Origin of the sequence: Streptomyces sp. JH14 (assembly GCF_029428675.1) — a bacterium.
In the GTDB taxonomy this organism is placed as follows: Bacteria; Actinomycetota; Actinomycetes; order Streptomycetales; family Streptomycetaceae; genus Streptomyces.
Genome location: NZ_JAJNEL010000001.1, coordinates 3,092,625 through 3,113,315 on the forward strand (window position 1 = coordinate 3,092,625; position 20,691 = coordinate 3,113,315).

The window sequence follows — 20,691 nt, forward strand, 5'->3', positions numbered from 1 at the left end:
GGCACCCCCAACGACATCATCCCCGGTTCACCGCATCCTGTCGCGTGCCCTGAAGGTCGCCCACCGCCGCCGGATCATCGGCGAGAACGTCGCCACGCTGGTGGACCCGCCCACCATCGACGAGACCGCGGCGAACCCGTTCACGCGGGAGGAATCCAGGACGCTCACGCGTGCGGCGCCCGCCCCCACCGCTGGACCACCGACCGCCGCGCAGCCCGCGCCCGTCGTCGACGCCGCGTCCACCAAAAGCAAAAGCCCCAGGTCACGGCGAGTGAGTCCTGGGGCTTCTACAGAGCCGCCTTCGGGATTCGAACCCGAGACCTACGCATTACGAGTGCGTTGCTCTGGCCAACTGAGCTAAGGCGGCGCGCCCCGTCGCACCATGGTGCGATCAGCGGCGTCGCCAAGTCTACACAGTTTCCGGGGGTGCTCCGTACCGCCCTCCCCCGGAGCCGTATCCGCAGGTCAGAGGGGAGGCAGCGAATCAGGGGGTCAGGAGCACCTGGTGCCGTCGGCGGGCGGGGTGCCGTCCAGGAGGTAGGTGTTGATCGCCGTGTCGATGCAGTGGCTGCCGCGGCCGTACGCCGTGTGACCGTCGCCCTCGTACGTGAGGAGCCTGCCCGAGGAGAGCTGGCCGGCCAGGGACTTCGCCCACTTGTACGGGGTGGCCGGGTCGCGGGTGGTACCGACCACGACGATCGGGGACGCGCCCTTCGCGTGGATCTGGTGCGGGGTACCGGTGGGGCCGACGGGCCAGTGGCCGCAGTTCAGGGAGGCCCAGGCGAAGGCCTTCCCGAAGACCGGGGATGCCTTCTCGAAGCTGGGGAGGGCCTGGTCGACGGCGCTCGGGGCCGCGAAGGCCGGAGGCGCGTCCAGGCAGTTCACAGCGGCGTTGGCGAACATGAGGTTCGCGTACGAACCGTTCGGCTCACGCTCGTAGTAGCTGTCGGAGAGGGCAAGCAGACCGGAACCGTCGCCCGCCTGCGCCCCGGTCAGTGCCTCGCGAAGCTGGGGCCAGGACGATTCGTCGTACATCGCGGCGATGACGCCGGTGGTGGCCAGGGACTCGCCGAGCCGCCGGCTCGCGCCGGTGGAGACTGGCTTGGCGTCGAGGTCGGCGAAGAGCCGCTTGAGGCGGGTCGCCGCGTCGGCGGTGGAAGTGGTGCCGAGGGGACAGTTCGCCTTCTTCACGCAGTCCGCGGCGAAGGACTGGAACGCGGTCTCGAAGCCCTCGGTCTGCTCGCGGTTCATGTCGATCGACGTGAGCGAGGGGTCCATCGCGCCGTCGAGGACGAGGCGGCCGGCCCGGTCGGGGAAGAGTTCGGCGTACGTGGCACCGAGGTAGGTGCCGTACGACGCGCCGAAGTACGTCAGTTTCTCGTCGCCGAGCAGGGCCCGCAGGACATCCATGTCGCGGGCCGCCTCGACGGTGGAGACGTGCGGAAGGATCTTGGCGGAGTGCTGCTCGCAGCCGCTCGCGAACTTCTCGAAGGAATCGCTCAGCTTCGTGACCTCGGCGTTGTCGTCGGGGGTCTGGTCCACCTGGGTGTAGGCGTCCATCTGCGGACCGGTGAGACATGTGACGGGTTCGCTGCGGGCGACGCCGCGCGGGTCGACGGCAACCATGTCGTAGCGGGCGCGGATCCGCGCGGGGTACCCGATGCCGGCGTAACTCTGGAGGTAGCCGATGGCCGAGCCGCCGGGGCCGCCCGGGTTCACCAGGAGGGAGCCGATCCGCTTGCCCGGACCGGTGGCCTTCTTGCGCGAGACGGCCAGCTTGATGTCGCCGCCGCCCGGCTTCGCGTAGTCGAGCGGCGCCTTCATCGTCGCGCACTGGAATCCGGAGACGCCGCAGTCCCGCCAGTTCAGGTGCTGTGCGTAGTACGACTTGAGTGCTGCGGGTACGGCGCGCGTGGAACCCGACGTGCTCGTCGACGAACTGCCGCTGCTGCAGCCGGAGATGAGCAGGCCGGCAGTGCCGAGCGTGGTGGCAAAGGTGCGGAGCAGGCGCCTGGTGTCCATCCTCGGAGCGTAGCCGCAAGGGGGTGATTCACCCGATTCATTACCCCCATCGGATGAAGCGGCGTCGTGGCACGCGGGAACTCCTCTCCCCGCAGGTCCGCCCCTGTCGCGAGGCCGGGTCAGCCTGCGCGCAGTGCCATCGTCATCGCCTCCACCGCGAGCAGCGGCGCCACATTGCGGTCCAGCGCCCGGCGGCAGGCGATCACCGCCTCTATCCGGCGCAGGGTGCGTTCGGGTGTCGAGGATCCGGCGATCCGGTCGAGCGCGTCCCGTACATCGACATTGGCGAGCGCGATCTGCGAGCCCAGCTGCAGCGCCAGCACGTCGCGGTAGAAGCCGGTCAGATCGGTGAGTGCCAGATCCAGGCTGTCGCGCTGGGTGCGGGTCTTGCGGCGCTTCTGCTTGTCCTCCAGCTCCTTCATCACCCCCGCCGTGCCACGTGGCATCCGGCCTCCGGCAGCCGCACCGAGGGCGGCCTTCATGTCCTCCGTCTCCTTGACGTCGACCTCTTCGGAGACCTGCTTCGCATCCTCGGTGGCGGTGTCGATGAGCTCCTGGGCGGCCTTCAGACAGCCGCCGACGTCCTCAACCCTGAGGGGGAGCTTGAGGACGGCCGCGCGGCGCGCGCGGGCCTTCTCGTCGGTGGCGAGGCGGCGGGCCCGGCCGATGTGCCCCTGCGTGGCGCGCGCGGCGGACGCGGCCCGCTCCGGGTCGATGCCGTCGCGCCGGATCAGCACGTCGGCGACGGCGTCGACCGGCGGGGTGCGCAGCGTGAGGTGACGGCAGCGGGACCGGATCGTGGGCAGCACGTCTTCGAGGGAGGGTGCGCAGAGCAGCCACACCGTACGGGGCGCGGGCTCTTCGACCGCCTTCAGGAGCACATTCCCCGCGCCCTCGGTGAGCCTGTCGGCGTCCTCCAGGATGATCACCTGCCAGCGGCCCACGGCCGGGGAGAGCTGGGCACGGCGGACCAGCTCACGGGTCTCCTTCACACCGATGGAGAGCAGGTCCGTGCGGACCACCTCGACGTCGGCATGCGTACCTACGAGGCTCGTGTGACAGCCGTCGCAGAATCCGCAGCCCGGCGCGCCGCCCAGGGCGCGGTCCGGGCTGGTGCACTGGAGGGCGGCGGCGAAGGCCCGGGCGGCGGTGGACCGCCCGGAACCCGGCGGGCCGGTGAACAGCCAGGCATGGGTCATCTTCGAGCCGGGCGGCACCTGCTCCCCGCCGGAGACCGCGGTGACCAGCACATCGGCGTCCCGGGCGGCGGCGCCGAGCTGCTCCTGCACCCGGTCCTGGCCGACCAGGTCGTCCCATACGGTCATGGGTCACCGCCCTTCCGGTGGTCGTGTACGGCTGCGGCTTCCCATTGTGGCGGAACGGTCTGACAATCCCGGCGATCCGGTCCGTCCCCGGCCCCCGGTCACCGGGCGGCAGGCTCCCTGCCACGGGTCGGCGAGCCCCCGTACGCCGGCTTGCAGGCCGACGGTCCGCGGGCCCCCGGACATCCGCCGGGAGCCCGCCGGCCGACCCCGGTCAGCGGCGCGGGCGGCGGCCGCGTCCGGACGCGCCGGGGTCCTCGTCGTCGCTGCCGCGGTCACCGAGCAGCTCGTCCGCCAGCGTCGGCAGATCGTCCAGCGGAGTCTCCTCGGCCCAGTCCGGGCGGGGGCGCCGGCCACGTGACCGGCGTTCCTCGTCGGCCGGCGGAGCAGCGTGCGGGTCGTGGAACTGGGGCAGCTCCCGGGTGCGCTCGTTCTCGCTCTCCGGTGCCGCGTCGGCCGGGTGCTCGTCACGGAAGATGCCGCGCGGAACCCGGTCCGCCGGGTGCTCGTCGCGTACCGCCGGGAGAACCGTCGTCTCGTCCGCGGCGCCCGCGGCGTCGCGCGCCGAAGGACGCTCGGACCGGTCGTCGTGCTCGGAACGGTCGGAGCGCTCGGAGAACTTCGGAAGCATCGCCGTCTCCGCCTCGGGCGACGGCGGGGCGACGGGCGACGGCACCGGCTGCGTGATCTCGTTCGGGCCGACCATCGGTGTCGGCACCGTCAGCTCGTTGTCCGGAACGGACGCCGATCCCGCACGCTCAGCCTCCGCATGCGACGCGGCCTGCGCACGCGCAGCCTCCGCGGCCGCAGCCGCCTCGGCCTCCGCCTGCCGCCGGGCCGCTTCGGCCCGCAGCAGCGACTCCTCGGCCTTGCGCTGCTTCTCCAGGCGCCGTGCCTCGGCCTCCTTGCGGAGCCTGGCCTCCTCCGCGGCCTGCCTGCGCAGCCGCGCCTGCTCGGCCTCGCGCGCCTGCTCCTCGGCCTCGCGCCTGACCCGCTCCTCCTCGGCGACCCTGCGGGCCTCCTCGGCGCGCTGCCGCGCCTCCTCTGCCTGCCGTTCGGCCTCGCGCTGCCGCGCCTCCTCCAGCTCGCGGCGCTGACGCTCCTCCTCCTCGGCGCGCAGCTTGGCGAGCTGTTCCTGGCGCTCGCGCTCCAGCCGGTCCTCCTCCGCCTTGCGGGCGGCCTCTTCCTCGGCCTTGCGCCGGGCCTCCTCCTCGGCCGCCTTCCGCGCGTCGTCCTGGGCCTTGATCTCGGCCTCGGAGAGCGGCAGGAGCTGGTCGAGCCGGTGGCGTACGACGGTGGTGATCGATTCCGGTTCCTGGCCGGCGTCCACCACCAGGTAGCGGGTCGGGTCGGCGGCGGCCAGCGTCAGGAAGCCGGCCCGTACCCGGGCGTGGAACTCGGGCGGCTCTGACTCCAGCCGGTCGGGTGCCTCGGTGAACCGTTCCCGCGCGGTCTCCGGAGCGACGTCGAGCAGCACCGTCAGATGCGGTACGAGGCCGCTCGTCGCCCACCGCGAGATCCGGGCGATCTCGGTCGGCGACAGGTCGCGGCCGGCGCCCTGGTAGGCGACGGACGAGTCGATGTAACGGTCGGAGATGACGATCGCGCCGCGCTCGAGCGCCGGACGGACCACCGAGTCGACGTGCTCGGCGCGGTCGGCGGCGTACAGCAGGGCCTCGGCCCGGTTCGACAGACCGGCCGACGACACGTCGAGCAGGATCGACCGCAGCCGCTTGCCGACCGGTGTCGCGCCCGGCTCACGGGTGACGACGACCTCGTGGCCCTTGGCGCGGATCCACTCGGCGAGCGCCTCGACCTGGGTGGACTTGCCGGCCCCGTCGCCGCCCTCCAGGGCAAGGAAGAAGCCGGTCGCCGCGGGCGCGACGGCCGGTTCGCCGCCCCGCAGGGCCTCGCGCAGATCGCGGCGCAGCGGCACTCCGGACCGGTCGTCCGTCCTGGCGAGGACGATCGCGGCGACCGGCAGCAGCAGGGCGCCGATGAGCATCAGGGCGAAAGCGGCGCCGCCGTGCGCGAAGACGAAGTCGTCGGCGGTCAGCCGGTGCCTGCCGATGGCGGCGGCCAGCAGCGGGCCTCCGACCGCGCCGAGCGCGATCAGGACCCGGACGACGGCCTGGAGGTGCTCGGTGGTCCTGGCCCGGCGGGGCTCCTCGGTCTCCTGGTCGACCAGCGTGTGTCCGGTGCGGGCGGCCACACCTGCCGCGTAACCGGCGAGCACCGCGATGAACACCACGGTCGCGGTGTCCGGCACCAAGCCCATCGCGAGAAGCGCGACCCCGGTGACGGCGGTGGCGAGGGCGAGCAGCCGGCGCCGCGACAGCGCGGGCAGCACCTTCTCCGCGGTGCGGATGCCGACCCCTGTGGCGCCGGTCAGGGCGAGGATGAGCAGCGCGAAGGTGACGGGGCCGCCGCCGAGGTCGGCCGCGTGCAGCACGGCCACGGCGGCCGCGGCCGCGATCGCCCCGGCGACCGCGGCGCACGTGGCGACGGTGATCGCGATGGCGCCGGTGCGGCCCCGGTCCGGGACACCGGCGGTGGACGGCCGGCGCAGGCCCTCCAGGGGCGAGCGGGGACGGGGCGTCGGCGAGCCGGGCAGTTCGAGGAAGTACAGGGTGGAGATCGAGGCCGAGAACAGTCCGGCCGCGACGTACGAACCGAGGGCCGCCTGGTGGAGGGAGAACCACTCCAGCCCCGAGCCCAGGATATTGCCGATGAGTGTGGCGATCAGCAGGACGGTCGCGGCGGCGGGGACGGCGGCGAAGTCCGTACGGAGAGAGAGCCGCCGCAGTGCGTCGAGGTGGTCCGGCAGCGGGCGCACGGCGGCGCCCTCGGCGGGCGGGGCGGGCAGCAGCGCGGGCGCGGCGCCCTCCTTGGCGATGGTCCACAGCCGTTCGCCGACGCCGGTGACGAAGACTGTGACGAGGATCATCATGAGCGCCTTGTCGGGCATCCAGTCGATCCACAGCGGTGCGACGACGAGCAGTGCGAGCCGCAGCCCGTCCGCCCCGATCATCAGCCACCGCCGGTCCAGCGGCCCGCCGGGCGCGGTGAGCGTCGTCAACGGCCCCAGGAGTACGGCTCCGAAGAGGAGCGTGGCAAGGATTCGGGCGCCGAAGACGGCGGCGACGGCAAAGGCCGCCCCGCGGTATCCGGATCCGAATGAGCCCTCCAGGACCGCCGCTTGCAGCGACAGCAGCACCAGCACGAGAAGGGCGAGTGCATCGCCGATACCGCCGACGAGCTGGGCGCTCCACAACCGCTTCAGCGGGGGAACACGCAACAGGGCTCGTACGGCGCGCTCGCGTGAGTCTGCGGCAAGTGTGTCGGAGGTGGGGCTCACGACCGTTGGCTGCTCGGCTCGCGTCATCCGCCCAGCCTATCCGGAGCGGCGCGGTCACCGGTGGCCCCATCCGAACAAACGGGCGCCGGGAGCGGGCGGGGCGCCCGCGGTCGCCCGTTCCCCTGCCCGCTCCTTCCCCCTGCACCCGGTGTGCGGCCCGCCACGTGGCGGGGCTCCGCCCCCCGGCCTCCCGCTCCTCGAACGCCCGAGGGGATGACGATGCCGTGCGACCGCATTGACGCACGAAGGGCCCGGCACCTGGAGAGGTGCCGGGCCCGAGCGCTTGCGCGTGCGTCAGTCGTCGGTGGGGGTCGCCGCAGCCGCCTTCTTGGCCACGGCCTTCTTCGCCGTCGCCGACGACGCCGTCTTCTTCGCGGCCGTCGTCTTCTTCGCTGCGGTCTTCTTGGCGGTCGCCGTCGTCTTCTTGGCGGCCGTCTTCTTCGCGGTCGTCGCCTTCTTTGCCGGGGCCTTCTTCGCCGTCTTCTTCTTGGCGGGTCCCTTGGCGCGCTTCTCCGCAAGGAGCTCGTAGCCGCGCTCCGGCGTGATGTCCTCGACGCTGTCATCGGTGCGCAGCGTCGCGTTCGTCTCGCCGTCGGTGACGTATGCGCCGAACCGTCCGTCCTTGACGACGACCGGCGCGCCGCTCACCGGGTCCGTGCCCAGCTCCTTCAGCGGCGGCTTGGCGGCGGCCCGCCCGCGCTGCTTCGGCTGGGCGTAGATCGCGAGGGCCTCTTCGAGCGTGATGTCGAAGAGCTGCTCCTCGGAGGTGAGCGAACGCGAGTCCGTGCCCTTCTTCAGGTACGGACCGTAGCGGCCGTTCTGCGCGGTGATCTCCACGCCTTCGGCGTCCTCACCGACGACCCGCGGCAGCGACATCAGCTTGAGCGCGTCGGCCAGCGTCACCGTGTCCAGCGACATCGACTTGAAGAGCGACGCGGTCCGCGGCTTCACCGCGTTCTTGCCGGTCTTCGGCGTGCCCTCGGGCAGCACCTCGGTGACGTACGGACCGTAGCGGCCGTCCTTCGCGATGATCTGGTTCCCGCTGACCGGGTCCGCACCGAGCTCGTAGTCACCGCTCGGCTTGGCGAGCAGCTCCTCCGCGTACTCGACGGACAGCTCGTCGGGCGCCAGTTCCTCCGGCACGTCCGCGCGCTGGTGGCCTTCGGCGTCCTTCTCCCCGCGCTCGATGTACGGGCCGTACCGCCCGACGCGGAGCTTGATGTCGTTGCCGACGGGGAACGAGGAGATCTCCCTGGCGTCGATCGCGCCGAGGTCGGTGACGAGCTCCTTCAGACCGCCGAGGTGGTCGCCGTCGCCGTTGCCCGCGGCGGAGGCCGCGCCGCTGACGGTGTCGTCGCCCTCGCCGAAGTAGAAGCGCCTCAGCCACGGCACGGACTGGGCCTCGCCCCGCGCGATGCGGTCGAGGTCGTCCTCCATCCGCGCGGTGAAGTCGTAGTCGACAAGCCGGCCGAAGTGCTTCTCCAGCAGGTTGACCACGGCGAAGGAGAGGAACGACGGGACGAGCGCCGTGCCCTTCTTGAATACATAGCCGCGGTCGAGGATGGTGCCGATGATCGAGGCGTACGTCGACGGGCGGCCGATCTCGCGCTCTTCCAGCTCCTTGACCAGCGAGGCCTCGGTGTAGCGGGCCGGCGGCTTGGTGGCGTGGCCGTCGGCGGAGATCTCGTCGGCGGACAGCGCGTCGCCCTCGGCGACCTGCGGCAGCCGCCGCTCACGGTCGTCGAGCTCGGCGTTCGGGTCATCGGCGCCTTCGACGTACGCCTTCATGAAGCCGTGGAATGTGATCGTCTTGCCGGACGCGGAGAACTCGGCGTCCCGGCCGTCGCTCGCCCGGCCGCCGATCTTCACGGTGACGGAGTTACCGACCGCGTCCTTCATCTGCGAGGCGACGGTCCGCTTCCAGATCAGCTCGTAGAGCCGGAACTGGTCGCCGGTCAGTCCGGTCTCGGCGGGCGTGCGGAAGCGGTCGCCGGAGGGGCGGATCGCCTCGTGCGCCTCCTGCGCGTTCTTGACCTTCCCGGCGTAGGTACGCGGCTTGTCCGGCAGGTAGTCGGCCCCGTACAACTGCGTGACCTGCGCCCTTGCCGCGGAGACCGCGGTGTCGGACAGGGTCGTGGAGTCCGTACGCATGTAGGTGATGAAGCCGTTCTCGTACAGCTTCTGTGCGACCTGCATGGTGGCCTTGGCCCCGAAGCCCAGCTTGCGGCTCGCCTCCTGCTGGAGGGTCGTCGTACGGAACGGGGCGTACGGGGAGCGGCGGTACGGCTTCGACTCGACGGACCGCACGGCGAACGCGGAGTCGGCGAGCGCGGCAGCCAGGGCCCGGGCGTTCGCCTCGTCCAGGTGCAGCACCTGGCCGGAGCCGGCCTTCAGCTGCCCGTCCGGACCGAAGTCGCGGCCCTGGGCGATCCGCCGGCCGTCGACCGCGCTGAGGCGGGCGGTCAGCGTCGACGGGTCGGACGCGTCACCGGAACGGCCGGTGCCGAAGGTGCCGGTCAGGTCCCAGTACTCGGCGGAACGGAAGGCGATGCGCTCGCGCTCCCGCTCGACGACGAGGCGGGTGGCGACGGACTGGACGCGGCCGGCCGACAGCCGCGGCATGACCTTCTTCCACAGGACCGGCGAGACCTCGTAGCCGTAGAGCCGGTCGAGGATACGGCGGGTCTCCTGGGCGTCGACCATGCGCTGGTTGAGCTCACGCGGGTTGGCCACCGCCTCCCGGATCGCGTCCTTGGTGATCTCGTGGAAGACCATCCGGTGGACCGGGACCTTCGGCTTGAGCACTTCCTGCAGGTGCCACGCGATGGCTTCGCCCTCGCGGTCCTCATCGGTGGCGAGGAACAGTTCGTCGGACTCGGCCAGCAGCTGCTTGAGCTTCCTGACCTGCGCCTTCTTGTCCGCGTTGACGACATAGATGGGCTGGAAGTCATGCTCGACGTCGACGCCGAGCCGACGGACCTCGCCGGTGTACTCGTCGGGGACTTCTGCGGCGCCGTTCGGCAGGTCGCGGATGTGCCCGACGCTCGCCTCGACGACGTATCCGGGGCCGAGGTACCCCTTGATCGTCTTCGCCTTGGCAGGCGACTCGACGATGACGAGTCGGCGGCCGCCGTGTGCGGTCTCGCTGGTCGGGGACAACTTCGCTCTTCTCTCCGGTCGACACTCAGTGGGCATCCGGGCAGCGCGATGGCGCTGCCGACGGTGCTGTCGCTGCGGAGTGTGACGGTACAACCCGCCCCCGTGTCAAACGGCAAAAGCCCGCAACGGCCACTCGAACGGTAACCCGACTTCCGCCATTCCTGCCGCCCGGAGTGCCCGTTACGCAGTGCGTACGGCCGCTGCCTGCGGGTTTCGCAGCGCCGTGGCCGCACTGCGGCCACCGAAGGAGAGAAGCAGGGCGGCCGGGCGTGTTCGCGGGTCCCGGCGCGGTGGCCGCACCGGAGCGGCGGCCGGGGAGCGGATCAGAAGCGAGCGAAGCACCACACGCCGAGGGCGAGGAAAAGTACGCCGAACAGAGTGGCGAGTGCGGTGGAGACGACGGGGCTCACTCCGTGCGCGACCGGCGCACGGTGTACGACGCGCGCCCCCGTCCATACCAGCAGCGCGGCCCCGAACAGCGCGAACGCCGTTCCGGCGAAGATCGCAGGTCCGCTCTCCATGTCCGTACGCCTCTCTGTCCCCGCCCGACGCCGGGCCGATGCCCGCGTCGTGCCGCCTCGCGTCAGGGGGAGGCTGCCACGCACGGGCGTCGCCGACACGAACCGCGGGTGAACTCCAGCCCCGCGGTCGGCGGCGGCGGTCGCCGCAATCGGCCACCACCCACCATGACCGGATTCACATCACGCCGAGCGCCGCGCGTCGGCGGCTGCCGCGTTCGAGACCGCCGGCAGGGGCCCAGGCGGGCACCGCCGAGCCGCCCCTGTCGCCGGTTCGACGCCGAGCCGCCCCGTGTCGCGGCCGCCTCCCGCGGACAACTGACGCGCGGCCTCGGCAGCATGGGTCAGCGGCAATACTCCCGACGGCCCGCATCCACTCCGGCAGTGCCTCGCGCGGCGCATTCGCCCCGGTGAGCGGAAGGAGTACCGAACTCACCACGTCGGGCGCCGGTAACACGTCGCGGGGACGCAGGTCGAGCACCCCGGCGCAAACCCGGAAGCGAAGCAGCCGGCCGCGGCGACGACGAGCACCGCACCGAGCCAACCGGAACCCGCAGCCCCAGCCGACAGCAGGCGGAAGCGATCGCTAAGACGCTGATGAGGGAGCCGTTCAGCACATACGGCAGTGCGTGCCGGGACCGGAGCGGAGCCCGGCGAAGAGCGCGTCGATGCCTTCGGTCGCGAACGTCCGGGCACGGATGAGGACTTCGTCCTCGGCAAGGCGCCGCAATGGCCGGCCGGTGCGGTTCCGGCGCTCCTTCCCCGTACGCGGCGTACACATCCGAGAGTGCGGCGCAGGCCGCTTCGGGGCCGTCGAGGTACGGGCAAAAGTGCGGGGGCCGCCGCTCCGGACAGCGCTCCTGGGCCCGGCCCGCACGACCCCGGGCGGCGTGGCCCGGATGGCATCCGGCTCCGACGGACGATGCCCCGCCCCGGAGAGGGAGCAGGACGTCACGTCAGGCCTGCCCCGCCGCCTCCAGGAACCCCTCCTCCACCAGCAGCCGGATCGCCTGCGGGGTGCGGTCGCGCAGGAGCACCGGGTCCTCGTTCATCAACTGGGCGATCGCGTCCAGGATCCGGCCCGCGGGCAGCGACCCGTCGCAGACGCCCGCGAAACCCGCGCCGACCGCATCGACCTTCGTCGCGCGTCGCATACCGCGGTTCTGACGGAGCACCACATGCTCGGGGTCCTCCGCGCCGGGCAGCCCGACCTGCTCCTGCATCACCTCCGCGGCCAGCGTGAAGCTGTCCGCGAGCAGCGCCGCGTCGTCGTGGGTCCGCAGATAGTCCTGGCGGGCGAAGTGGGCCACCACGGCAGCGCCGAGCGGCTGCTCCACCGGATGAGGCCATTCCTCGATCACGATCGACGGATTCTCCGCGGCCGATTCCGCCTTCCGCAGCGTGATCCAGCCGAACCCGACCCCCTTCGTCTTGCGGGCCTCGAACTCGTCCAACCAGGCGTCGTACCGCGCGGCGTACTGCGCGGGCTCCGTGCGGTGGTCGCCGCTGTCGCGCAGCCACAGCTCCGCGTACTGCGTGATGTCCTGCACCTCACGCTGAACGATCCAGGCGTCGCAGCCGCGCGGCACCCAGGAACGCAAGCGGTCCTGCCACTCCTCGCCCTCGACGTGCTGCCAGTTGGCGAGGAAGTGCGCATACCCGCCGTCGTTCAGCCGGTCGCCGGCCTGCTGCACCAGCGTCCGGCACAGGTCGTCGCCGCCCATGCCGCCGTCGCGGTAGGTGAGGCGGGCGCCCGGCGAGATGACGAACGGCGGGTTGGAGACAATGAGGTCGTAGGTCTCGGCGTCGACCGGCTCGAAGAGCGAACCCTCGCGCAGATCGGCCGGGGCGGCACCGGACAGGGCGAGGGTCAGCCGGGTGAAGACGAGGGCACGGGGATTGAGGTCCGTGGCCGTGACCCTGGTGGCGTGCTGCGAGGCGTGCAGCGCCTGGATGCCGGAGCCCGTTCCGAGGTCGAGCGCGGAGGCGACCGGTGTACGCACGGTGATGCCGGCGAGTGTGGTCGACGCACCGCCGACTCCGAGGACCACCCCCTCCTCGTGCGAGCCGATACCGCCCGCGCCGCCGACCGCGCAGCCCAGGTCGGAGACGATGAACCAGTCCTGTCCCTCGGGGCCGCCGTACGGCCGCACGTCGACGGTGGCCCTTACCTCGTCGCCTTCTTGGACGACCCAGCCGTCCTCGATGCACTCGGCCAGCGGGAGCGCGGCACGGGCCGACGCGTACGGAACGGGGCGCTGGAGGAGAAAGAGCCGCACCAGCGTGTCGAGCGGGGAATCGCCACGGGTGGCGCGGAGCGCCGGCACCGTCTCGCTGCGGGCGAGCGCGGCGTAGGCGGGCGCACCGAGCAGGTCGAGAAGCCCGTCGGCGGTGAAAGCGGCGGCAAGCAGGGCTTCGCGGAGCCGGAGCGAACGGTCGGGCGCGGGGAGACTGGTCGTACTCACCCGCCCATTGTGTCCGCTCCCGCTGACAACGGCACCGTCCCGGCCGCCACCTGAGCCCCCGGGACGGATCGTGCGGGTGCCGGTTACGACTTCTTGCTGGGCGAGGCGGACGGGGAAGCCGACTTCTCGGGCGCCTTCGAAGGCTCGGTGCTCGGCGCGACGGAAGCCTTCGGCTTCTGGCAGCCCGGCTGCTTGGCCATCGCCTCGCCCACCTTGCCGGACTGAAGCTTCTTCAGCGCCTCGTCGCCGCTGGTACTGATCTTGTTCAGCTCGTCGGCGATACCCTTCAGGCCGTCGGCGAACTTCGCCTGGTCCTTCGTGTTGAGCGCGTCGACCTTCTTCTGCAGCTCCGCGTACGCGGCCGAGGAGGCGTTGAGCTCCTTCACGGCCTCCTTCTGCGTGGTCTCACCGTCGTCGACCGGCGGTGCGCCCGCCGAGTCCACAGCAGCACCCAGCGCCTTGTACGCCTGCGAGATCTGCTGGAAGGCGGCCGAGTCGGTCCTCTGGACATCGGCGGGCTTGCTGTTGTCCGCGGTCTGCTGCTGGATGGCGGCGTTGGCGTTCGCGATCTTCTGCAACTGGGGCTTGACCTGGTCACATACCTTTTTGGCCCAGTCGTTCACCTGGTTGTCACTGCTGTCATCGCTGCAGCCCGACAGCGCGAGCACGAGTACCGCACCGCCGGACAGTGCGGCCGCAAGCTTCTTGTTCACCGGATCGGTCCCTTCCAAGGCTCTCGGCCCCGGAACTTACACGCCGGAAGACCTCCATCCGGGTGCCGGGCGTCCGGAGAATGACCTTTTGCAGCCATTTGCACCAAGAGAAATGAGGGAGATGCCACTCCTGCGCGAATGGGTGAATGCACCGCCCGATGCATGCACCGAAGAGGCAAAGGGGCGGACGGCGCATCAGGATGCGCCGTCCGCCCACTCTTTGATCAGCAGCCGCCGAGGGTCCGACCGGCCGCTGCCCGGATCCGGTCAGCCACTGTCTGCACGCAGCTGTGCCGTTCCTGGCGCCCGCCTCACGAAACCGGCGCCGGATCAGTCGACTTGGCGGGCCTGTCGCCGTCCTCGTCGTCGGAAGGGTCTTCCTCGCCCACGGCGATCCCACGCCGCTTGGAGACATAGACCGCTCCGACGATGACCGCAATGGCGAGTACCGCCACGACCGCCCGCACACCGGCACTCGCGTCCGCCCCGTAGCTGAACTGCACCACTGCGGGAGCAATGAGCAGCGCCACCAGGTTCATCACCTTGAGCAGCGGGTTGATCGCCGGTCCGGCCGTGTCCTTGAACGGATCGCCGACCGTGTCGCCGATCACGGTCGCGGCGTGGGCGTCACTTCCCTTGCCGCCGTGATGACCGTCCTCGACAAGCTTCTTGGCGTTGTCCCAAGCGCCTCCGGAGTTGGCGAGGAAGACCGCCATCAGCGTGCCGGTGCCGATCGCGCCCGCGAGATACGAACCGAGCGCCCCGACTCCCAGGGTGAAGCCGACCGCGATCGGCGCGAGCACCGCGAGCAGCCCGGGCGTGGCAAGCTCGCGCAGTGCGTCCTTGGTGCAGATGTCGACGACGCGTCCGTACTCCGGCTTCTCGGTGTAGTTCATGATCCCGGGGTGCTCGCTGAACTGCCGCCGCACCTCGTAGACGACGGCCCCGGCGGACCGGGACACCGCGTTGATGGCCAGACCGGAGAAGAGGAAGACGACCGCGGCGCCGAGGATCAGCCCCACCAGGTTGTTGGGCTGGGAGATGTCGAGGCTCAGTCCGAGCTCCCCGGCCCCGGCCCCGACGTCGTCGACCGCCGTGGCGATCGCGTCGCGGTACGAACCGAAGAGCGCCGACGCCGCGAGAACGGCGGTGGCGATGGCGATGCCCTTGGTGATCGCCTTGGTGGTGTTGCCGACGGCGTCCAGATCGGTGAGGACCTGGGCGCCGGCGCCGGTGACATCACCGGACATCTCGGCGATGCCCTGAGCGTTGTCGGAGACCGGACCGAAGGTGTCCATGGCCACGATGACCCCGACGGTGGTGAGCAGTCCGGTCCCGGCGAGTGCCACCGCGAAGAGCGCCAGCATGATCGACGTACCGCCGAGCAGGAACGCCCCGTAGACGCCGAGGCCGATCAGCAGCGCGGTGTAGACGGCGGACTCCAGACCGATGGAGATCCCGGCGAGCACGACGGTCGCCGGGCCGGTCAGCGAGGATTTGCCGATGTCCCGGACGGGACGCCGGTTCGTCTCGGTGAAGTAGCCGGTGAGCTGCTGGATCAGCGCGGCCAGCACGATGCCGATGGCGACGGCGACCAGGGCGAAGATCCGCGGGTCGCCGTCGTGCGAGGTGATGGCTCCGTCGGTGACGCCGTCCAGATCGGCGTACGAGGACGGCAGATAGACGAAGACGCCCACCGCCACCAGGACGAGCGAGATAACCGCGGAGATGAAGAAGCCGCGGTTGATGGCGGTCATCCCGCTTCGGTCGGCGCGCCGCGGGGCGACCGCGAAGATCCCGATCATCGCGGTGACCACGCCGATCGCCGGCACGATCAGCGGGAAGGCCAGTCCGGCGTCGCCGAAGGCGGCCTTGCCGAGGATGAGCGCGGCGACGAGCGTCACGGCGTACGACTCGAAGAGGTCGGCCGCCATGCCCGCGCAGTCGCCGACGTTGTCGCCCACGTTGTCGGCGATCGTGGCGGCGTTGCGCGGATCGTCCTCCGGGATGCCCTGCTCGACCTTGCCCACGAGGTCGGCGCCGACGTCCGCGGCCTTGGTGAAGATGCCACCCCCGACCCTCATGAACATGGCGATCAGCGCGGCACCGAGCCCGAAACCCTCCAGCACCTTGGGCGCGTCGGCTGCATAGACGAGCACCACGCAGGAGGCGCCGAGCAGTCCGAGCCCCACGGTGATCATGCCGACCACGCCGCCCGTGCGGAAAGCAATCTTCATCGCCCGGTGCGATACGGCGGTGAGATCCTTTTCCGGTTCGCCCGGCGCCGGAGTCGCTTCGCGGGCGGCGGCGGCCACCCGCACATTGCTGCGCACGGCGAGACGCATGCCGATGTATCCGGTGGCTGCCGAGAACAGGGCACCCACCAGGAAGAACACGGAACGTCCCGCGCGCTGCGACCAGTTGTCGGCAGGCAGCAGCAGAAGCAGGAAGAAGACCACGACGGCAAAAATGCCTACGGTGCGCAACTGCCGGGCCAGATAGGCATTCGCGCCTTCCTGGACCGCTGCCGCGATCTCCTTCATTCGGTCAGTGCCCTCACCGGCCGCCAGCACCTGGCGTACCAGCAGCCTGGCGACGATCAGTGCGGCGACGGCCACGACGGCCACGACGATCACGATGACGCGGTTGTCATCGGTGAGCACCGCAGCCGCGAGTGTGGTGGGCCGGTCGGAAAGTGCGGAAACTTCGGGCAGTTCTGCCAGTGGTGTGTTGAAGAACCCCGCCATACGTCCTCCTCGACGCTCAGCGCTCAAGACGTGGACGGATTGTAGGGAGCGGAACCTGATCAAAACAGTGCGCAGCAATAGGTAATTGACCTTCACCCCCCGATCGGCAAATGATCGCGTTCTCGGATTGAGCCGAATGCAGTAAGGGGTCAGGCACATTATCCGTAGATCATTGATCAAGCAGAAATGAAAAAGGCCCTGCTCAGCAGGGCCTCAAAGAATGGATCAAGTGATCGGGGCCGGGCGGGCCGGTACGGTCCGATGCCCCGTCGCGCCTCAGGAAACCGCGGGTGTGGGCGTCTTCGGCCAGCTCATGCGGATCACTCCGCCATCGGCCGCCGATCTGACTTCCACATCATCGACGAGACCGCTGATGACCGCGAGGCCCATCTCGTCCTCGCTGTCCGCGTCCGCCTCGGATTCCGGCTCGTCGCGCCCACCGCCGGGCGTGGCGCCGCGTGTCCCGGGCTCCGCTCCGGATCCTGCCCCGTCCCCCGGGCCGGGCACCTCGTCGCCGACCTCGATGGAGAAGGACTTCTCCTCCTCGGTCAGGACGACCCAGATCGGAGCGGTGATGCCATGGCTGCGGTGCAGCCCCACGGCACGGCTGCAGGCCTCACCGACGGCGAGTCTGACCTCGTCGAGCACTGCTTCGTCGACCCCGGCCCGGCGCGCCACGGCGGCTGCCACGAGGCGGGCCGTCCTGACGTGCTCGGGCTGGGCGCTGAAGCGGAGTTCAACGGTGGCCATGCGATCCCCCTCAGACATACGGGCGTGCATCTCAGGGGCCCGGGCGTGCCGCCCGGTCCCTGCTCTTCCTCCGGAAGCCGGCGGAGCACCGCCCCTCCGGCTCCGGCAGTCGGCAGCTTGCAGCCGACCGTCCGGTCCGGCCACCGGGAGCCGATGGCCCGGCCCGGCGAACCGACGATCCAACGGACCGACGTTCCACCGAACCGGTCGGCCACCGAACAGACTTTCTGTCCGGCAGTCCGCCGAACGGGCTGCCTGCCGGACCGGCCTTCGGCCGATCCGGCCGCGGACCGACCTCAGTCGGTGGCCGCGACAGCCTCGTCGACCGTGGTGTGAATCGGGAACACCTTGGTCAGACCGGTGATCCGGAAGATCTTGAGAATGCGCTCCTGGTTGCAGACCAGGCGCAGCGAGCCCTCATGGGCTCGGACACGCTTCAGGCCGCCCACGAGCACGCCGAGGCCGGTGGAGTCGAGAAAGTCGACACCTTCCATGTCGACAACCAGGTGGTAGCTGCCGTCATTCACCAACTCGACCAACTGCTCGCGCAGCTTGGGCGCGGTATACACATCAATCTCGCCACCGACCTCGACGACCGTACGGTCGCCACCAGGGCCGGACACATTGCGAGTCGACAAGGACAGGTCCACGGATCCTCCAGCACCTTGCTATCGAGCGGTCGCCCCTCGGTCTCCCCGACGGAGCCAGGGGACGGATCGCCAGCCGCGATGGCATTCAATCACTTACCAGCAGCCATGCACGACGCCTTGGGACCATTGTCCGTCACGGCGGTGACACACTCGGTGCCGATGGCCAAGAATCACCGCCCCAGTCGACCACCCGAGAGCGGGGACTCCCGCCCCTCTCCCGCCATGGTCCTCCACCGGCTCGCCGCAGGCGCAAGCCGGTCCGCGCGCATCACTCATACGGAGCACTTGCCCCCGCGTACGGGAACCCATGCCATCTGGCCGGATCGCATCCGGCCAGAAGTGATCGCCGCCATCCGGAAGGCCGGAATCGACCACCCGTGGGCGCACCAGGCGGCCGCCGCGGAGCACGCCCTGGACGGCGAGTCCGTCGTGATCGCCACCGGAACCGCCTCCGGCAAGTCGCTCGCCTACCTCGCCCCGGTCCTCAGCGTCCTGCTCGACGGCTCGGAGGCCCCCAACGGCCGTGGCGCGACCGCCCTGTATCTCGCCCCCACCAAGGCCCTCGCCGCCGATCAGCGCCGTTCGGTGAAGGAGCTCGCGGCACCGCTCGCCAACGGGATCAGGCCCGCGGTCTACGACGGCGACACCCCGGTCGAGGAACGCGAGTGGGTGCGCCAGTACGCCAATTACGTCCTGACCAACCCCGACATGCTGCACCGCGGGATCCTGCCCTCCCACCCCCGCTGGTCCTCCTTCCTGCGCGCCCTGCGCTTCGTCGTCATCGACGAGTGCCACACCTACCGCGGCGTGTTCGGCTCCCATGTCGCCCAGGTGATACGTCGGCTGCGCCGCCTGTGCGCCCGCTACGGGGCCGATCCGGTCTTCCTGCTCGCCTCGGCCACCGCGGCGCAGCCCTCGGTCGCCGCGGGCCGGCTCACCGGCCTGCCGGTCAGGGAGGTCGCCGACGACGCCTCCCCCCGCGGCGAGATGGTCTTCGCCCTGTGGGAACCGCCGCTGACCGAACTGCACGGCGAGAAGGGCGCCCCCGTACGTCGTACCGCCACCGCCGAGACCGCCGACCTGCTCACCGATCTGACCGTCCAGGGCGTCCGCTCGGTCGCCTTCGTGCGCTCCCGGCGCGGCGCCGAGCTCATCTCCGTGATCGCCAAGGAACGGCTCGCCGAGGTGGACCGCTCGCTGCCCGCCCGGGTCGCCGCCTACCGCGGGGGATACCTCCCCGAGGAACGCCGCGCCCTGGAGCGCGCCCTGCACTCCGGCCGGCTGCTGGGCCTGGCCGCCACCACCGCCCTCGAGCTCGGCATCGACGTCTCGGGCCTGGATGCCGTCGTCATCGCGGGCTACCCCGGCACCAGGGCGTCCCTGTGGCAGCAGGCCGGACGCGCCGGACGCGCCGGACAGGGTGCCCTGGCCATCCTGGTGGCCCGCGACGACCCGCTGGACACCTTCCTCGTCCACCACCCCGAGGCGCTGTTCCAGCAACCCGTGGAGTCGACCGTCCTCGACCCGGACAACCCTTACGTCCTCGCCCCCCATCTCTGCGCGGCCGCCGCGGAGCTCCCGCTCACCGGGACGGATCTGGAGCTGTTCGGGCCCGCCGTGGCTGAGCTGCTGCCGCAGCTGGAGGCCGCGAAGCTGCTGCGCAAACGGGCGTCGGGCTGGCACTGGACCCGCCGCGAGCGGGCCGCCGACCTCACCGACATCCGCGGCGAGGGAGGCCGCCCGGTCCAGATCGTCGAGGAGGGAACCGGCCGGCTGCTGGGCACCGTCGACGAATCGGCCGCGCACACCGCCGTCCACGATGGAGCCGTCCACCTCCACCAGGGCCTTGCCTATCTGGTCCGGAAACTGGACCTGGAGGACTCGGTGGCCCTGGTCGAGCAGGCCGACCCGCCGTACTCGACGACCGCCCGCGACACCACCTCCATCGCCGTTCTGGAGACGGACACGGAGATCCCGTGGGGTGACGGGCGACTCTGTTACGGCTCCGTGGAAGTCACCAACCAGGTCGTCTCCTTCCTGCGTCGCAAACTGATCACCGGCGAAGTCCTCGGCGAGACCAAACTGGACCTGCCGCCCCGTACGCTGCGCACCCGCGCCGTGTGGTGGACGGTCACCCAGGACCAGCTGGACGCCGCCCGCATCAACCCGGAGATCCTGGGCGGCGCCCTCCACGCCGCCGAGCACGCGTCCATCGGGATGCTGCCGCTCTTCGCCACCTGCGACCGCTGGGACATCGGCGGCGTCTCCGTGCCACTCCATCCGGACACCCTGTTGCCCACGGTCTTCGTGTACGACGGCCATCCCGGCGGAGCCGGATTCGCCGAACGCGCCTTCCACACCGCTCGAGGCTGGCTCACCGCCACCCGCCAGGCCATCGCGTCCTGCGAGTGCGAGGCGGGCTGCCCGTCCTGCATCCAGTCCCCCAAGTGCGGCAACGGCAACGATCCGCTGCACAAGCGAGGGGCCGTACGCCTCCTCAGCGAACTCCTCCGCTCCGCCCCGCCGGACCCGGAGGAGCCTGCGGGCCCGGCGGAACCGCAGCGACCTCCGAAGGGCCCGGCAGAACCGCTGCAGCACCCGGAGGGCCCGCCCGCGACCTGACCACCGGCGCGTAGGGCCCGAACCGCACCCGGGCCGTCACATCGGCGATCTCCCCCTGCACAGTGCACCGCGCCACCACCGCCCCCTGTGCCGTGGCCACCTCCTCGGCCGCCCGGCACGCCGCTGCCACCCCCTGCAACGCCCGGTCGGCCGCTGCCAGGGCCGCCAGATCGGCCGCCCCGCCTGCCCGATGCCGGGCGGCCACCGCCTGTCCGAGCGCGAGTACGACCGCGAAAACCGCACACAGCGTGGCCGTGGTCATCGCCACCCAGACAGTCGCCACTCCACGGTCCCGCTCACCGCGCCGACGGTGCCGCCGCACGCACCACATCCACCAGGCGCGCCGCGGAGCCGCCTGCTGCGCA

At 71.0% G+C, this 20,691-nt stretch carries 11 protein-coding genes, 1 tRNA gene and 2 pseudogenes; 2 read left to right on the forward strand and 12 right to left on the reverse strand.

The features are described from left to right. Window positions 1–25: 25 nt before the first annotated feature. Window positions 26–160 (forward strand): annotated as a pseudogene (locus LRD69_RS13810) (integrase); the annotation flags it as partial. Window positions 161–293: 133 nt separating this feature from the next. On the opposite strand, the gene LRD69_RS13815 reads toward LRD69_RS13810, so the two are convergent. The 11 genes from LRD69_RS13815 to LRD69_RS13865 all read right to left on the reverse strand — a co-directional run bounded on the left by LRD69_RS13815 (window position 294) and on the right by LRD69_RS13865 (window position 17,704). Beyond that, window positions 294–367, reverse strand: a tRNA-Thr gene (locus LRD69_RS13815). 125 nt (window positions 368–492) lie between these two features. Continuing rightward, window positions 493–2,022 (reverse strand): alpha/beta hydrolase, encoded by a 1,530-nt coding sequence (locus LRD69_RS13820; protein WP_277326872.1) that lies wholly within the window; start codon window positions 2,020–2,022, stop codon window positions 493–495. A 119-nt stretch (window positions 2,023–2,141) separates the two neighbouring features. Further along, entirely contained in the window at window positions 2,142–3,347 is a 1,206-nt protein-coding gene (locus tag LRD69_RS13825; protein ID WP_277326873.1) for a DNA polymerase III subunit delta', read from the reverse strand. A gap of 211 nt (window positions 3,348–3,558) precedes the next feature. Further along, window positions 3,559–6,729: a dTMP kinase gene (gene tmk / locus LRD69_RS13830; RefSeq protein WP_277326874.1), complete on the reverse strand. Its 3,171-nt coding sequence runs from the start codon at window positions 6,727–6,729 to the stop codon at window positions 3,559–3,561. 267 nt (window positions 6,730–6,996) lie between these two features. Next, window positions 6,997–9,861, reverse strand: a complete 2,865-nt coding sequence (gene topA, locus LRD69_RS13835) for a type I DNA topoisomerase (RefSeq protein ID WP_277326875.1) — start codon at window positions 9,859–9,861, stop codon at window positions 6,997–6,999. Window positions 9,862–10,184: 323 nt separating this feature from the next. Next, window positions 10,185–10,382: a hypothetical protein gene (locus LRD69_RS13840; protein WP_277326876.1), complete on the reverse strand. Its 198-nt coding sequence runs from the start codon at window positions 10,380–10,382 to the stop codon at window positions 10,185–10,187. A 953-nt stretch (window positions 10,383–11,335) separates the two neighbouring features. Beyond that, window positions 11,336–12,844, reverse strand: coding sequence for a class I SAM-dependent methyltransferase (locus LRD69_RS13845; RefSeq protein ID WP_277326877.1), 1,509 nt, complete (start codon window positions 12,842–12,844; stop codon window positions 11,336–11,338). 83 nt (window positions 12,845–12,927) lie between these two features. Beyond that, entirely contained in the window at window positions 12,928–13,557 is a 630-nt protein-coding gene (locus tag LRD69_RS13850; protein WP_277326878.1) for a small secreted protein, read from the reverse strand. 311 nt (window positions 13,558–13,868) lie between these two features. After that, window positions 13,869–16,304: a sodium-translocating pyrophosphatase gene (locus LRD69_RS13855; protein ID WP_277326879.1), complete on the reverse strand. Its 2,436-nt coding sequence runs from the start codon at window positions 16,302–16,304 to the stop codon at window positions 13,869–13,871. A 276-nt stretch (window positions 16,305–16,580) separates the two neighbouring features. Next, a complete protein-coding gene (locus LRD69_RS13860; RefSeq protein WP_277326880.1) occupies window positions 16,581–17,054 on the reverse strand; it encodes an ATP-binding protein in 474 nt (157 codons plus the stop codon). A gap of 296 nt (window positions 17,055–17,350) precedes the next feature. Continuing rightward, window positions 17,351–17,704 (reverse strand): STAS domain-containing protein, encoded by a 354-nt coding sequence (locus LRD69_RS13865; protein WP_003967428.1) that lies wholly within the window; start codon window positions 17,702–17,704, stop codon window positions 17,351–17,353. Window positions 17,705–17,782: 78 nt separating this feature from the next. Between LRD69_RS13865 and LRD69_RS13870 the strand changes: the two genes are divergently transcribed. Then, a complete protein-coding gene (locus tag LRD69_RS13870; RefSeq protein WP_277326881.1) occupies window positions 17,783–20,326 on the forward strand; it encodes a DEAD/DEAH box helicase in 2,544 nt (847 codons plus the stop codon). Here the strand turns inward: LRD69_RS13870 and LRD69_RS13875 are convergent. Beyond that, a pseudogene (locus LRD69_RS13875) lies at window positions 20,295–20,657 on the reverse strand (Rv3654c family TadE-like protein); the annotation flags it as partial. The gene LRD69_RS13870 and the pseudogene LRD69_RS13875 sit on opposite strands and share 32 nt — an antisense overlap. Between the last annotated feature and the right edge of the window lie 34 nt (window positions 20,658–20,691).

Coding starts and splice junctions, on each gene's coding strand:
- tmk (WP_277326874.1), bottom strand. CDS start 6,729: ATGACGCGAGCCGAGCAGCCAACGGTCGTGAGCCCCACCTCCGACACA.
- LRD69_RS13860 (WP_277326880.1), bottom strand. CDS start 17,054: ATGGCCACCGTTGAACTCCGCTTCAGCGCCCAGCCCGAGCACGTCAGG.
- LRD69_RS13840 (WP_277326876.1), bottom strand. CDS start 10,382: ATGGAGAGCGGACCTGCGATCTTCGCCGGAACGGCGTTCGCGCTGTTC.
- LRD69_RS13825 (WP_277326873.1), bottom strand. CDS start 3,347: ATGACCGTATGGGACGACCTGGTCGGCCAGGACCGGGTGCAGGAGCAG.
- LRD69_RS13855 (WP_277326879.1), bottom strand. CDS start 16,304: ATGGCGGGGTTCTTCAACACACCACTGGCAGAACTGCCCGAAGTTTCC.
- LRD69_RS13820 (WP_277326872.1), bottom strand. CDS start 2,022: ATGGACACCAGGCGCCTGCTCCGCACCTTTGCCACCACGCTCGGCACT.
- LRD69_RS13870 (WP_277326881.1), top strand. CDS start 17,783: ATGGCATTCAATCACTTACCAGCAGCCATGCACGACGCCTTGGGACCA.